The sequence below is a fragment of the Scopulibacillus darangshiensis genome, assembly GCF_004341035.1.
Classification (GTDB): Bacteria; Bacillota; Bacilli; order Bacillales; family Sporolactobacillaceae; genus Scopulibacillus; species Scopulibacillus darangshiensis.
Window position 1 is genome coordinate 104,101 of the sequence record NZ_SLXK01000008.1, and the last position, 13,665, is coordinate 117,765.

The following is a 13,665-nucleotide window of genomic DNA, read 5'->3' on the forward strand; positions in this document are numbered from 1 at the left end:
TGTCATACTCCTAACTTTTTCTCGAGCCCTCTCCTCCAGCTTTCCGCCAATTCATCTATGGACAAGGCCGTTTCTAGACCGGTGCAATCCTTTGGATTTGAATAGGTGATCCGATTGAGTTCCGAGATGCTCATTGTAAATTCGGGCCGGGATATGAACTGCAGCGGATTGTCCAGGTTCACAATTCCTGTCTTTAGTACCCTGAAGTAGAATCCAGTATAGCCTGTTTCCTGAAATTGTGCCGCAAGTGTCGGTTCTGCCATTTTGACCCCTAATTTAAAGCAGGGCCTTCTTGGCTGCGAGATCTGAATAATCGCTTCGCCAAATTGGAAAGTGTCCCCTATGTACGCCTCTTCCTCTATTAGGTTGTCAATGGTCAAATTTTCACCAAATGTGCCTAGATCTAGTGTTTTCCCTAAGCGCTCTTCCCAATAAGGATATCTTTTAAAACAATGTGCACAAAGCGCCTTATCAGGCCCGCCATGATTTTTTTGGTCAGCTTGAACATCCCCATCCAAGTTTGTTTTTGATAGATAAACTGGTCTAATCACATTCGTTTTATAAATGGCTGTTTCTACCGAAGTCCGTTGAAAGCTGACCTGTTGTGGTTTGCCAACAGAAATCGCAAGAACAGGATAGTTCCTCATAGCAAAAACCTCCTTTTATGGGCATTTTAGCTCCTTTAATATGGTAACACTTTTTTGCTGCCAGGTCCTTTAAGAATTCTCCTCCTTCTAAATGACCTCTTCAATAGCCCTAGTCTGTAAGCAATAATGAATGAACATGCATTCATTAGTACAAACAGCCTATGCTTTCGAAATATGTCGAATGACTCAATTATGTCGATTAGTCTTGTCAGTTAAGAACAGAATAATTACAATTTTCTTGAATGGGGGGGCTTACTGTGACAATTGGCCAAGAGATTAAAAAGAGGCGAAAGGAGCTTGGCCTTACACTCGAACAAGCTGCCGGTAATTTTATGTCAATCAGCCAACTCAGCAATATTGAAAACAATAAAACCTCACTCAGTCCTCAAACATGGTCCTACTTAAAAAGAACGCTTCAAATAGAATTCGACTTACTGGCAGCGAAAGAAATTGAGGATGAATTAAATTATTTATCAGAAAAAGCTAAAACCCTTTCTACAGCTGGGCTCGTTGATCAAGCGATCGATACCTATCAAATGATTTTAATAAAATCTGCCGAGGGCTTTTTAATTGAACCTCAAGCTGATGCGTATCTCGCACTCGGCGAGCTTTTTTTGATTAAAAAGATGGGTAAGGAAGCTGTTGCGGCCTTTCTTAAAGCGGCAGAATTCTACGAGGCGTTGCAAGATAATGACAACCGGGGTCACTCTGTCATGAAGATCGGCGTTACATATTTTAACCAGGGGAAATACAGACAGGCTATCAACCATTTTGATACCGCATTAAATATTGTTGCCAATTCCCTTCAGCGATCGATCAAAGGCTGTCTATTTTATAATTTAGCATCAACCTATTACAAGATTAAAGATGTTGATCGTGCGGCATCATATTGTGAAAGGGCACTGCTTCATCTTACACAAAATGAGCCCAGATATCTTATTGGAACATACAACTTACAAGCTATTCTTTACGCTAAAATGAACATGCCATTTACTGCCAAAGACAAGTTGACTCAAGCTAAATCCCTTGCTGAGAGTATCCAAGACTCTGCTCTTATTGCTAAAAGTCTCCATAATATCGGGTTTATTGAGTCTCAGTTAAAACACTTCGACAATGCAGCCAAATATTTGTCTTTGTCTCTCGAGATCAAAAAGGCAAACAAAAATGAATTAGGGATTCTTCGGACACAACTCGCCGTAAGTTCCCTTCATTTTCGTAACGGGGACATTAGCCAGGCCGTCGACACCTTGAACCAGGCACTAGCCTCAGCCAGAAAAAAACATTATATCAGTGAAGAAATAGCTTGTCTCAATCTTCTCCGGCATATTTATCTTAAAAGGGGTGAGGAAACCCTTTATCTAGACCACACATTTAAAGCGCTTTCTTTAGCCGAAAGTCTAAATGCTGTTAACTTGCAAATCGATATATTGCATGATTTAGCAGAATTCTATTTATCCAAAAGCAATATTAAAGCTTATTATAATACTCTTGACGAATGTTTTAAATTGCAACGAAAATATGAATCGGACGGAGATGATACAGATGGAGAGCATCCCCTTTACCCTGCAGCTGGTGCCGACTGAAGGACAGGTCTTCACTAATCATACAGATGATGACTTATGGGACGATGTCGGCTGTCTTTAGCTGCTGTTCGTCCCTAAGACTAATAAAGAAAGAAAAACGCTTGGGACATGAACGTCCAAGTGTTTTTCTTTTTTTGTAGGTCATTCACATACCGCCATGTCGTTCTTTAAAAACATGGAACAATAAGATATGATGAAAGTTGGAATGTGTCCAAGCAAAAGAGGAGGATATCATATGATTAAAAAAATAAGTTTTCTTTTTGCAGCCTTATTTCTTGCTGCCGCTTATGGTGCCAGCGCCCATTCAAGCCTTGTCTCATCAAAACCCGCCGCCAATCAAACGGTTAAACAGGGCAGATCGGATATCACATTAACTTTTGATACCAAAGTTGAAAAGGTCATGCATCTTACTGTAACCAATCAAAAAGGAAATACATTCAAAACCGATGAGCCTGCTATTAATAAAGATACCATCACAATACATACTACCAAACCGCTTCAGACCGGTGATTATAAAGTAACCTGGGAAATCATTGGCGGTGACGGACATGAGGTGAAAAGCAGCATGAGTTTTAAAGTCGGCACGGGTAAAACATCTAACGGTCAAATGAAACAGACCGAAAAACCAAAGACACAATCATCCTCAATGACAACAACTGAAAAGAAAACCGAAAAGGATGAAAAACGCGATGAACCGGTTTTTATTGTTCTGATTGCCGGGCTCGCTATAGTGATTTTGACAGCGCTATTTATTATCATAAAAAACAAGCGAAAGTAAATTTAGGGAGAGGGAAAACTTGACAGTTGTTGTCTTAACCGAATTTTTATTATACATCTGTTTTGCTGTTATGACTGGCAGTATGATTATATACACTGTTCCAAAGGGCAGGCTTCCTGATGTCACTGTGCCAAAAAAGGCAATTTTGTACAGTATAATTGGTTCCATTGTGCTGTCCATCGGACCGGTCATTTCAACAATCATAATTTTTGGGAAAGACATCGGATATTGGACAAGCTTTAAATCCGTTTTATTCGGGTTTGATATTGGCAAGGCTTGGATTTTCATGTTGGTTATTGGCCTGTTATTGTTCGGTCTAGTTTATTTTAATGATATTAACCATGACCCCTTCCTGTCAAAAATAGCCTTATTACTTGTTGTATTGTTGATCGGGGGATATGCCAAAGCAAGCCATGCAGCATCGCTTGCTCCATTTGCAGGTTTCACCTACCACTACCTGCATTTAATCGCTGTTGCCATCTGGGGCGGTTTACTTATCACCACAGCATGGTTTTCAAAAAAGGGGTCGAATTGGCTCAATTTTTTAAAATGGTTCACACCGCTTGCTAGCATTTGTCTCGTTATTATCATTCTTTCGGGGATATTAACGATGTCCATCGATATCGCAAAACCCGCTGATCATTCTGTAAGAAGCCTTATCAATCAATATGACCATGGTCTAATGGTTAACTACGGCCAATCATTATTAATTAAACACATTCTGATTGTCCCGCTAGTTATCTACGCGGTAATGAACGCGTTTGTTATCCGGCGCCGATTAAAAAGGAACCGAGGGGCTCACCCGCTGAAATGGGCCAGGGTTGAAACAATTATCATCATGGCTATCTTTTCCGTGACAGCCTTCCTCGGTCAACAATCACCGCCGCATGATATCGTTGCAGCTCTTAAAGTTGACGGGGCCAGCCCTCTGTTCAACGCGCTTTATCCCGGTGTTATTACACCTGAGACAACAGTACACTGGTCATTCAATCTAATGAGCATTAGCTTCCTTATCCTTGGGATATTGATGGCCGTTATGACCACGATGAGTGTCGCAAACCGTTTTACAAAAGGCTTTTCAATTTTTTTGGCCTTTTGTCTTGTCCTCAGCTCATATTTAACTGTCATGTTAAGCATTGACTAAACTTTTGCTATAATGGAGTTTGTTAAAAAAAAGTGGGGTGGATACGAATGAGTGAAAAAGTGGCTTTAATTACCGGAGGATCAAGGGGCATCGGCAAGGCCATCGCTGAAAAGTTCGCACGGCAGGGCTATAACCTCGTGCTAAACTATATGAGAAAAAAGAAAGCCGCTGAAGAAACAAAAGAACAATTTGAAGCCGAATATAATATCAAGGTTCATACCGTTAAGGCAAATGTTGGTGAACTTGATCAAATTAGATCTCTTTTTGCCTCAATTGATGAAACATTTGGCCGCCTTGACGTCTTTATTAATAATGCGGCATCAGGCGTCCAAAGACCTTTAATGGAAATTGAGGAAAAGCATTGGGATTGGACTCAGGATATTAACGCTAAGGCATACCTGTTCGCCGCACAGGAAGCAGCAAAACTAATGGAGAAAAACGGCGGCGGTAAGATCGTTGCCTTATCAAGTCTCGGCTCCATCAGGGCTTTGCCAAACTATGTTGTCGTCGGGGTATCAAAAGCGGCGGTAGAAGCAATAACGAGATATCTCGCCGTCGAACTTGCTCCTAAGGGCATCGTTGTCAATGCCGTATCCGGCGGTGCAGTTGATACAGATGCATTGAAACACTTCCCTAACCGAGATGAACTGTTAGAGAAGGCAAGCAAACGGAATCCCGCAGGAAGAATCGTAAAGCCTAACGATTTGGCTGAAACGGTCTATTATTTATGTACGCCTTCCGCTGAAATGATCTGCGGACAGACGATAATTGTAGACGGCGGCTTATCATTGCTGGCTGATTAATTAAAAATAAATTCAAGTTTAAAGGACTCCAGTTGGAGTTCTTTTTAAGTTAATCAGAAAGTATAACTTTCTGACGCACATAAGTGCATTGGCTAAAGGCGTAACATCCTGTTACAACGCCAGTACTAGCACGTCCTGTGCGTCGCAACTACGCCTCTGTCTTCGCCAAAGGCTCGCCAATCGGCGAGTTTTCTTTAATACCTACATAATGCAATTCCCATAAAAAATTTAAGTTCTCAGAAAGTATTGACACACATTTATCATTCCATTATGATGATAAATAATAATAATAATCTAATAATTGCGAATGACCATTGTGGGAGAGTCCGGCGGGACAAAACCGGCACCGAAGGAGCAAAATTCCCATAAACCCTTGGGAACCAATCTCTCAGGTATAACAGACCACAATGTGACGCATCTCTGGAGAGCGCTTATAGCCACCAACGGGGTATACTCCATTTTTCTGGAGTGGAACTCTCAGGTAAAAAGGACAGAGAAAGGTAGATAACTTACCTTTCCCTGTCCTTTTTTTGTTGTTTGTCCAATACAAAAGCGCAATGACACAAAACTGACTAAAAATATTAGGAGGGATTACATGAGTTTGGAAACGAATGACAACACTATTTTTTCAGCGATTGAAAAGGAAAACGAAAGACAGTTAGGGACATTGGAATTGATTGCATCCGAAAACATTGTCAGCAACGATGTTTTAGAAGCGATGGGCTCCGTGATGACGAACAAATATGCTGAAGGTTACCCGGGAAGAAGATATTACGGTGGATGTGAATTTGTCGATATTGCTGAGAGTACCGCTATCGACCGCTTGAAAAAATTATTTGATGCGGAGTACGCCAATGTTCAGCCGCATTCCGGAGCATCAGCAAACACAACTGTCTACTACGCTCAACTGAATCCCGGCGATAAAATCATGGGAATGAACTTATCCCACGGCGGCCATTTAACCCACGGCAGTCCCGTTTCCATTTCTGGAAAATGGTTTGATGTTGCCGCCTACGGTGTAAATAAAGAAGATCAGCTTATTGATTACGATGAAGTTGAGGCACTCGCAGTAAAAGAAAAGCCGAAAATGATCATCGCCGGTGCCAGCGCTTATCCACGGAAAATTAACTTCTCAAGATTTAAGCAGATCGCGGATAAAATTGGCGCCAAATTAATGGTCGACATGGCCCATATCGCAGGTTTGGTTGCAGCGGGACTCCATCCTTCACCGGTTCCCCATGCGGATTTTGTTACGAGCACAACTCATAAAACATTAAGAGGTCCGCGCGGCGGTTTCATTTTAACGAATGATGAGGGCTATTCGAAAGCAATTAACAAAGCGGTCTTTCCTGGTCTCCAAGGCGGGCCGTTAATGCACATCATCGCGGCCAAAGCCGTAGCCTTTAAGGAAGCATTGCAGCCTGCCTTTAAAGATTATGCTCAGGCTGTTGTGGATAACGCCTCTGTACTTGCACAAACCTTAAAAGAAGAAGGTGCTTCTCTTGTTTCCGGGGGGACTGACAACCACATTGTCCTCGTCGATGTACGGCCATGGAAGCTGACGGGCAAAGAAGCTGAAAAGATTCTTGAAGAGGTCGGCATTACGGTAAACAAAAATACGATACCGTTTGACCCAGAAAGCCCGTTTGTCACAAGCGGGATCCGTACCGGGACCGCTGCCCTTACAACCCGCGGTATGAGGAAGAAAGAAATGATTCTTATCGGCCAGACTATTGCCAATGTGTTAAAAAATAGCAATGATCCGTCTGTAAAGGAACATGCAAAAAAGACAATCCAAGAAATATGCAGTGCCTTTCCACTGTACCAGCGCCAAGCGTTAAATGTTTAAGGGAGGCATAACATGGAATTCCAAAGCTGTTTCGATATTATCGGCCCAATTATGATTGGACCCTCGAGCTCTCATACGGCAGGGGCCGTATCTATCGGAAAATTCGCCTATCACTTGCTCGGCGAAACCTTGCCAAATCAAGCAACGATTACTCTTTATGATTCGTTTTCTCAAACCTATCAAGGCCATGGCACGGATAAAGCGCTGATCGGCGGTTTGCTTGGCATGGGGACCGATGATACCCGAATCAAACAAGCATTGAACCTGGCTGAGAGGTATGGTGTTGAATATACTTTTCAACTTAAGGAAAGCTGCCCTTATTTCGACCATCCGAATGTTGCGGTGATTTCGGCGAAAAACAGCCGACAAAAGGTAAAAGTCGGCGGTGCTTCTCTTGGCGGCGGTTTGGCCAAAATATTCTCCATCAATGATTATGAGGTGGATATTAGAGTCAGCACGGATGATGACTTGGGGGGAAATTTGTCATCGCTTATCCCCCGTCTATCTTTAAAATCACGAATGGAGGTGTTAAAGTGAAAGTTTCGTCGATGGCCGATTTGCTCATAACTTGTGAGAAAGATGGCCATTCTATCGCCGATTGCATGATCGCCATGGAATTGGAAAACTCAGGACTTGGACGGGAACAAGTTTTCAACAAAATGAAAGAACGCCTATTAAAAATGAAAGCTGCCGTGGCAAGCGGCAAAACAGATGGATCAGACGCACCGAGCGGCATTTCCGGCGGTGATGCTGTCAAAATGGGAGACTACATACAACAAGGTAAAGCTCTCACCGGCAACTTAATCAGTACGGCAATGCGGTATGCGATGTCAACGTCTGAGTGCAATGCGCGAATGGGCGTGATTGTTGCTACGCCCACTGCCGGTTCAGCCGGGGTCTTGCCGGGTGTTCTATTTTCCTTTCATGACAATGAAGGATATAACCTAGACCAACTGACAAAGGGATTGTTCACTGCCAGCTTACTAGGCTACATTATCGCCAATAATTCCTTTATTTCAGGTGCAGCCGGTGGCTGTCAGGCTGAAGTCGGTTCCGCGACAGCAATGGCAGCGGGGACAATTGTTGAGCTAAAGGGCGGCTCTCCCCGCCAAGCCGTTCATGCAACCGCAATCGCCATGAAATCCTTGCTTGGTCTTGTATGCGATCCTGTTGCTGGTTTAGTCGAGGTTCCTTGCATCAAGCGGAATGTGATAGGCACAGCGATCGCCTTCTCAGCGGCAGATATGGCATTGGCAGGAATAGAAAGCCGCATTCCTTGCGATGAAGTGATTGAGGCAATGTACAAAATTGGCAAGGAAATGCCGCGGACATTACGTGAAACATCATTGGGAGGACTTGCGGCGACTCCCACTGCCCAAAAGGTGAAAGAAAGACTTTATAAAAGGGGTTCAGAACAATGACAAACATGACGTCAAAATTATTATACAGTAAAGAACATGAATGGGTGGAAATGATCGGGAAGGATCTTGTAAGAATCGGGATCACCGATTTTGCCCAACAAGAGCTGGGAGACATTGTTTACGTCGAAAATCCGGAAGAAGGCGAAGATATAACCGCGGAGGAAAGCATGGGATCCGTTGAATCGGTTAAAGCCGTTTCTGAAATTTTCTCCCCAGTAACAGGTACAGTCGTTAAAATCAATGAAGAATTAGACGACGAACCGGAACTGATTAATACAAACCCATATGACCAAGGATGGTTTGTTGAAGTAAAGATCACAGACTTTGAACAACTTGACAGCCTTATGGATGAAGATGCATACAACAGCCTTATTAATGAGGGCGATGCTTAAAATTTAATAAGACAACTACAGGAACTATGAGAAAAGAACACATTTCCTCGGGGCAGGGATATAGAATCACTTTGTCCCGAGCTTTTTATATTTTTCTAATTTAGACAGACATCTATTTTCCCGTGAAGGTATACCGTTGCCTTATCTAGATAGCTTACCGCAACATCAGGTTCTGTTAATCTCAGATAAGCATTTAATACATTATCCGCTAGCACTGCATCCCCGGCTTCCTGGATTACCTCCAACACAACTCGTCCGGTTTGATCCGGTTCCCGGTCCATTAAAATGGCAGTTTTAAATTCTCTTATAATTTCAGTTAAAATTTGCAGTCTTTCAAGTTCTTTCACAGATCAATACACCTCTTATGGAAAAGTTCTTAGTTAACTATAACACACTCTTACTGCCCTCTTCATAAATCCGAGATGCAAAAAAAAGCGCTCCACAACTGTGAAGCGCGCAAGGGTCATACTTATTTTATTACGCCGCAAATAACACGGCTGCCTGAGTCACCTGAAGGGTTTGTTTTCTGATCATCAGCACCCTCATGAATAATTAATGCTGAACCGTTTTGATCCCTTAGAGAATTCCTTTCGCCTTTAACTAAGGTCACTCTTGGATTGACAAAGCTTGTATTGACCTTACCTTTACTATCCACAAAGATGTTTTCCATATCACCTGCGTGCGGGCCTTTAGGGTTTTCTAAACCATGTTCCTTGCCAAACGGATTAAAATGACCCCCTGCTGATTTAAAGTCCGGTAACTGGCAGACTCCCTTTTCGTGAAAATGAATGCCATGAAGCCCCGGTTTCAGCCCTTCAGCATGCAAATAAATGCGAACACCTTTCTCTGTTTCTGCTAAAGAAGCCTGTCCTACAGTTTGACCTTTACTATTTTTTAGCATGACAACAACATTCTGTGACATCTTAGAGGGTGATTCATTTGCCTTAACTGAAAGATGGCGATTGGAGAGAAATACAACAGCCGCAATGACCATGATCCCGCATACAATATATATCCATTTGTTTCTCACTAATAATGACCTCCTTTTTTCCGTCATATTTTGCTCAGGTTCCCGAGATTTTACTCATAATGGGTGTTTCTCCCCAATTAAATGACAAATTCTATATGTTATGATGAAGAAGAGAACTTGTACTAAGAGGTGAAAAGATGTTTAAAGAATTTAAAGCTTTTTTATCAAGGGGAAATGTCATTGACTTGGCAATAGCTGTCATTATCGGCGCTGCATTTGGCAAGATTGTCACTTCAATAGTTAATGACATTATCATGCCGCCGATTGGCTTATTGCTTGGAAAAGTCGATTTCAGCAACTTATACATTAATTTATCTGACAAGGATTATGCCAGCCTTGCGGAAGCTCAGAAAGCCGGGGCGCCAACGATTAATTACGGACTTTTCATTAATACAGTCATTAACTTTATCATTATCGCCTTTGTCATCTTTCTTGTTATCAAATTGTTCGAACGGTTCAAGAAGAAAGAAGAAGCTGCAGCACCAACAACTAAGAAATGCCCTTACTGCCTTTCTGAGGTTCCTCAGGAGGCAACAAAATGTGCTCATTGCACATCTGAAATTGGTGCTGAACCCTCATCCTCCCCTCAGAATTAACAAAACTCCCGCCATAATAGGCGGGAGTTTTGTTATTCCAAAATTGGAACTTAATTGCCTTTAATATCGTAATAAAAGTGTCAAGATACGTTTAACATAGGATGTGGTAAACTTTTAAAAGGAACCTATTTGTGACATCGTTACCTTTACCAAAATCTTTTTCACTTTGTTCCTCTTTAAACTTTAATTGCTTGCCGAATATATATTAACATGTGTAGCTAAGGAGTGAGAGAGATGGCGACAGTCCCAATAATCATTTGCATCATCATTGGTCTATTGCTTATCACCGCCGGGATTGGCTTATGGAAAAAAAGGCGGGTTCAGGTCACTGGCCAGTCCGGAGGAAACAGTGTTCAAAATAAAAAAGCTTCTGCAAAGACTATCGCTTTAATAACGTTTTGTGCAGGCATTCTAACATTAGCCGCCCCCTTGCTAACCTTTTTGATTGGGACCGACTATTGGGTCCTGTATATCCTTTTTTTAGTACTAGGCGGACTTTTTATTGTTATTGGCCAAAATGATTAACGATAAAATATTTTAAAGAGATATAAAATCAGCTTCCCTTATACCCGCGTATGTAAGGACTTCGCATGCAGTTAAATTGTCATTTTCAAAAACACAACGGTATTCATGACAGGTCTCATCATTTAATACCCTTTCTAAAAAATATGGGACTGTCTTGACTACTCCAGTATTCTCCACGTCCAATAGCCAGTCTATATTTTTCCAATCCAATATACCCTCATTTGTTTGTATAGGCGTGTCATAGTATACATCTCTCTCGATCACTGCCGCGTAGACGTACATACCACCGCTATTTTCACCATCAACATTCCAGGTCACAGCACCTTTAAAATCAGGTGACGGAACATCCAGATCAGCCTCTTCCTGTATTTCCCTGACAATGGCCTTAAGCGGTGTCTCACCCGGCTCTATTTTCCCCCCAACGCCGTTCCAAGAACCTTTCCAAGGTGACTTTTCCCTGTTAAGCATTAGGATATTGTCCTTTTGGCGAATAAACGCAATGGTATATTTATACATTTGAGATTCCTCCTTAAAAAATATAGTTCTTTTTTCACACAAAAATCATGGGCACATGCTATAATTCGATTTAAATAGACTTATACCTTTAAACTTTTTATATTGCTTTGTGCTTTTACCGGAGGAATGCATTAATGACACCTAAGATTAACCCAATTTTCATTGTCGTATTAGCCGTTTTTTTCATTTCAACTTCTGCAATATTTGTTAAACTTTCTGATGCGCCATCAGCTATTCTTGCATTTTACCGTTTATTTTTTGCAGCTGCTTTGACTGCACCTTTTTTAAACAAAAAACAAACAATTAAGGTATTCAAGGAAATTAAGCCTAATGATATTATTCTTTGTGTATTTGCTGGGATATGTCTCGCCTTCCACTTCATCCTTTGGTTTGTGTCATTGGATTACACATCTATTGCCAGCTCAACGGTTCTTGTTACATTACAGCCGTTATTTGCATTCGCTGGTGCCGTGATCGTTTTCAAAGAAAAAATGCCCCTAGGTGCTTATTTGGCAGGGTTACTCGCGGTTATAGGTAGCTTCATCATCAGCTGGGGTGACTTTCTTGCCAGCAAAGAGGCATTATTTGGTGACATCATTGCATTGTTAGCTTGCCTGCTCGTCACCTTATACTTTATGGCCGGGCAAAAAGTCCGTCAGCATATTCCTTCTGGACCTTACACATACATTGTCTATGTGACGGCTGCTGTCGTTCTTTTCATTTACAATCTCGTTCTTCACCATTCCTTGTTCCATTATTCAGCCGCGGAATGGATGCTCTTTCTTTTGCTTGCCATTTTACCTACATTGCTTGGCCATAGTTTGTTAAATTGGGCTGTCCCTTGGGTCGGCGTATCAACCATCTCTATGAGCATTTTGGTTGAACCTGTCGGCGCAGCAGTGCTCGCTTACATTATCCTTGGTGAAACCATCCATGTGCCACAGATGATCGGCGGGTCAATCATACTTTTGGGAATATATTATTATCTTAAATCGAGAAGAAAAGCAGCAAGCAGACCAGTAAATACTTAAAAATGGATTTATAAAAAAGACCACAGGGAATCTAGATTCCTGTGATCTTTTTAGCTAGCGGCTGGGTTTCTCTCAGGCTTAACCTTCCACTTCACCAAAAAGCTTCCTAGTATTAATATAATCCCCGAAAAGGCAAAAACATAGATGATTGATATATTCCCAGAAATCCACCCGGCAACTAAAGGGCCTGCTAAATTTCCAAGAAAACGGCTGCTGGAAGTAATCCCAAAAGCCCTTCCCTGAATATGTTTGGCTGTCTTTTTGTGAATCAAAGCCTGGATAGCAGGCCACATCCCTCCTAGCAGCAGTCCCTGTGCGAAGCGCCAAATATATAATTCAGTCAGATTATGGGAAAACATTTGCGGGAGAACGAGCAGACCGCAAAAGAACATGACAACGGGCAATGTTTTTGCCTGACCTATCCGGTCACCTAATTTTCCAAGGTAAGGCGATCCGATAATATTGGCAATCCCCGCTATGGAAGCAGCCAGACCCGACAGAAAGGCGATATTGCCCACATGTCCCACAAGGCTTTTGACAAAAAGCGTCATCATCGAGTTTGTACCTAAAATAGATGCTTGAACGATGAATGTTGCTATAAAAAGCATGATTAAGGTAGGATTTTTAAAAACCTCTTTAAATGACGCTTTGTTTTCGCTTGTTTGTTTGAACACCGGATCCTTTTCCAAGACAAATATCACCAGCAGCAACGATAACAAAATACAAATACCCGTTATTGCGAAGACAGGCCGAAATCCGAACATATCTGACAGCGCACCGCCGAAAAGCGGACCAATAATAGTTCCCGAGATCCCGCCCGTTTGTAAAATACCTAGAGCAGATCCGGTCTGTTCCTTGGGGGTTACCCTAGAAATATAGGAAAACGAAACGGTAATAAACCCCGAAAAGAAGCCGACAATAAATCTTAATGTAAGAAGAATAAGCGGTGAAAAAGCGAAAGCCATTAAGAAGGTAATAATCCCCATTCCGAGGCCCGCACGGACCAAATTTGCCCTTTGGCCATATTTATCAGCAAAGATCCCCCAAATTGGCGACATAATTGCCCCTGATAAAAATGCTGCGGAAAAAATAATGCCAGTCCAAAGACTTAAAGAGTGATGACTGTGAACACCCATTTGTTCCAGAAATAACGGTAAAAATGGCATTATCATTGTCAATCCAGAAGTAACCATGAAGTTACATAGCCATAGTATTCGTACACTTTTTTTCCAATTGACCATAATTATCATCCCAATACGCATTGTCTTGCTCCAGTTTAACAATATAAGCAAATTATTTCGCTAAATATGCTCAGGTGAAATTCAAAAAAGTACTTGACTATATAAATGA

The 13,665-nt window shown here is 41.8% G+C and carries 16 protein-coding genes and 1 riboswitch; of the genes, 11 read left to right on the top strand and 5 right to left on the bottom strand.

Annotated elements, in window-relative coordinates; genetic code table 11:
* Positions 1-2: 2 nt before the first annotated feature.
* Positions 3-647, bottom strand: coding sequence for an MOSC domain-containing protein (locus EV207_RS07925; RefSeq protein WP_132745431.1), 645 nt, complete (start codon positions 645-647; stop codon positions 3-5).
* A gap of 257 nt (positions 648-904) precedes the next feature.
* Between EV207_RS07925 and EV207_RS07930 the strand changes: the two genes are divergently transcribed.
* The 8 genes from EV207_RS07930 (at position 905) to gcvH (ending at position 8,617) form a co-directional block, all read left to right on the top strand.
* Entirely contained in the window at positions 905-2,230 is a 1,326-nt protein-coding gene (locus EV207_RS07930; protein ID WP_165886870.1) for a helix-turn-helix domain-containing protein, read from the top strand.
* Positions 2,231-2,465: 235 nt separating this feature from the next.
* Positions 2,466-3,008 carry a copper resistance CopC family protein gene (locus EV207_RS07935; RefSeq protein WP_165886871.1) on the top strand — a complete coding sequence of 181 codons (543 nt, stop codon included), beginning with the start codon at positions 2,466-2,468 and terminating at the stop codon, positions 3,006-3,008.
* Positions 3,009-3,027: 19 nt separating this feature from the next.
* Positions 3,028-4,152 carry a copper resistance D family protein gene (locus EV207_RS07940; protein WP_132745437.1) on the top strand — a complete coding sequence of 375 codons (1,125 nt, stop codon included), beginning with the start codon at positions 3,028-3,030 and terminating at the stop codon, positions 4,150-4,152.
* A gap of 47 nt (positions 4,153-4,199) precedes the next feature.
* On the top strand, positions 4,200-4,955 hold the full coding sequence (gene fabL, locus EV207_RS07945) for an enoyl-[acyl-carrier-protein] reductase FabL (RefSeq protein ID WP_132745439.1): 756 nt from the start codon (positions 4,200-4,202) through the stop codon (positions 4,953-4,955).
* A 307-nt stretch (positions 4,956-5,262) separates the two neighbouring features.
* Positions 5,263-5,370: riboswitch (glycine riboswitch) on the top strand.
* A gap of 180 nt (positions 5,371-5,550) precedes the next feature.
* Positions 5,551-6,804: a serine hydroxymethyltransferase gene (glyA, locus tag EV207_RS07950; RefSeq protein WP_132745441.1), complete on the top strand. Its 1,254-nt coding sequence runs from the start codon at positions 5,551-5,553 to the stop codon at positions 6,802-6,804.
* A 12-nt stretch (positions 6,805-6,816) separates the two neighbouring features.
* Positions 6,817-7,341: a serine dehydratase beta chain gene (locus tag EV207_RS07955; RefSeq protein ID WP_132745443.1), complete on the top strand. Its 525-nt coding sequence runs from the start codon at positions 6,817-6,819 to the stop codon at positions 7,339-7,341.
* On the top strand, positions 7,338-8,225 hold the full coding sequence (sdaAA, locus tag EV207_RS07960; protein ID WP_132745445.1) for an L-serine ammonia-lyase, iron-sulfur-dependent, subunit alpha: 888 nt from the start codon (positions 7,338-7,340) through the stop codon (positions 8,223-8,225). The genes EV207_RS07955 and sdaAA overlap by 4 nt, the downstream gene beginning before the upstream one ends.
* Positions 8,222-8,617 carry a glycine cleavage system protein GcvH gene (gcvH, locus tag EV207_RS07965; RefSeq protein ID WP_132745447.1) on the top strand — a complete coding sequence of 132 codons (396 nt, stop codon included), beginning with the start codon at positions 8,222-8,224 and terminating at the stop codon, positions 8,615-8,617. The genes sdaAA and gcvH overlap by 4 nt, the downstream gene beginning before the upstream one ends.
* Before the next feature lie 95 nt (positions 8,618-8,712).
* On the opposite strand, the gene EV207_RS07970 is transcribed toward gcvH, so the two are convergent.
* Positions 8,713-8,964, bottom strand: coding sequence for a hypothetical protein (locus EV207_RS07970; RefSeq protein WP_132745449.1), 252 nt, complete (start codon positions 8,962-8,964; stop codon positions 8,713-8,715).
* Between the two features lie 122 nt (positions 8,965-9,086).
* A complete protein-coding gene (locus EV207_RS07975; protein WP_243646989.1) occupies positions 9,087-9,647 on the bottom strand; it encodes a superoxide dismutase family protein in 561 nt (186 codons plus the stop codon).
* Positions 9,648-9,784: 137 nt separating this feature from the next.
* On the opposite strand from EV207_RS07975, the gene mscL reads away from it, so the two are divergent.
* Positions 9,785-10,243 carry a large conductance mechanosensitive channel protein MscL gene (gene mscL / locus EV207_RS07980; RefSeq protein WP_132745451.1) on the top strand — a complete coding sequence of 153 codons (459 nt, stop codon included), beginning with the start codon at positions 9,785-9,787 and terminating at the stop codon, positions 10,241-10,243.
* 234 nt (positions 10,244-10,477) lie between these two features.
* Positions 10,478-10,768 carry a hypothetical protein gene (locus EV207_RS07985; RefSeq protein WP_132745453.1) on the top strand — a complete coding sequence of 97 codons (291 nt, stop codon included), beginning with the start codon at positions 10,478-10,480 and terminating at the stop codon, positions 10,766-10,768.
* A gap of 12 nt (positions 10,769-10,780) precedes the next feature.
* Here EV207_RS07985 and EV207_RS07990 read toward each other — a convergent pair whose 3' ends face one another.
* A complete protein-coding gene (locus EV207_RS07990; protein WP_132745455.1) occupies positions 10,781-11,284 on the bottom strand; it encodes an NUDIX hydrolase in 504 nt (167 codons plus the stop codon).
* 134 nt (positions 11,285-11,418) lie between these two features.
* Here EV207_RS07990 and EV207_RS07995 point away from each other — a divergent pair, with 134 nt between their 5' ends.
* Positions 11,419-12,315, top strand: coding sequence for a DMT family transporter (locus EV207_RS07995; RefSeq protein ID WP_132745457.1), 897 nt, complete (start codon positions 11,419-11,421; stop codon positions 12,313-12,315).
* Positions 12,316-12,365: 50 nt separating this feature from the next.
* Here the strand turns inward: EV207_RS07995 and EV207_RS08000 are convergent, their stop codons facing one another.
* A complete protein-coding gene (locus EV207_RS08000) occupies positions 12,366-13,556 on the bottom strand; it encodes an MFS transporter (protein ID WP_132745459.1) in 1,191 nt (396 codons plus the stop codon).
* Between the last annotated feature and the right edge of the window lie 109 nt (positions 13,557-13,665).

Excerpts from the sequence above, each read along its gene's own strand:
- fabL (WP_132745439.1), top strand. The coding sequence starts at position 4,200 with ATGAGTGAAAAAGTGGCTTTAATTACCGGAGGATCAAGGGGCATCGGC.
- glyA (WP_132745441.1), top strand. The coding sequence starts at position 5,551 with ATGAGTTTGGAAACGAATGACAACACTATTTTTTCAGCGATTGAAAAG.
- EV207_RS07990 (WP_132745455.1), bottom strand. The coding sequence starts at position 11,284 with ATGTATAAATATACCATTGCGTTTATTCGCCAAAAGGACAATATCCTA.
- EV207_RS07935 (WP_165886871.1), top strand. The coding sequence starts at position 2,466 with ATGATTAAAAAAATAAGTTTTCTTTTTGCAGCCTTATTTCTTGCTGCC.
- EV207_RS08000 (WP_132745459.1), bottom strand. The coding sequence starts at position 13,556 with ATGGTCAATTGGAAAAAAAGTGTACGAATACTATGGCTATGTAACTTC.
- EV207_RS07985 (WP_132745453.1), top strand. The coding sequence starts at position 10,478 with ATGGCGACAGTCCCAATAATCATTTGCATCATCATTGGTCTATTGCTT.
- EV207_RS07925 (WP_132745431.1), bottom strand. The coding sequence starts at position 647 with ATGAGGAACTATCCTGTTCTTGCGATTTCTGTTGGCAAACCACAACAG.
- EV207_RS07955 (WP_132745443.1), top strand. The coding sequence starts at position 6,817 with ATGGAATTCCAAAGCTGTTTCGATATTATCGGCCCAATTATGATTGGA.
- mscL (WP_132745451.1), top strand. The coding sequence starts at position 9,785 with ATGTTTAAAGAATTTAAAGCTTTTTTATCAAGGGGAAATGTCATTGAC.
- EV207_RS07995 (WP_132745457.1), top strand. The coding sequence starts at position 11,419 with ATGACACCTAAGATTAACCCAATTTTCATTGTCGTATTAGCCGTTTTT.
- gcvH (WP_132745447.1), top strand. The coding sequence starts at position 8,222 with ATGACAAACATGACGTCAAAATTATTATACAGTAAAGAACATGAATGG.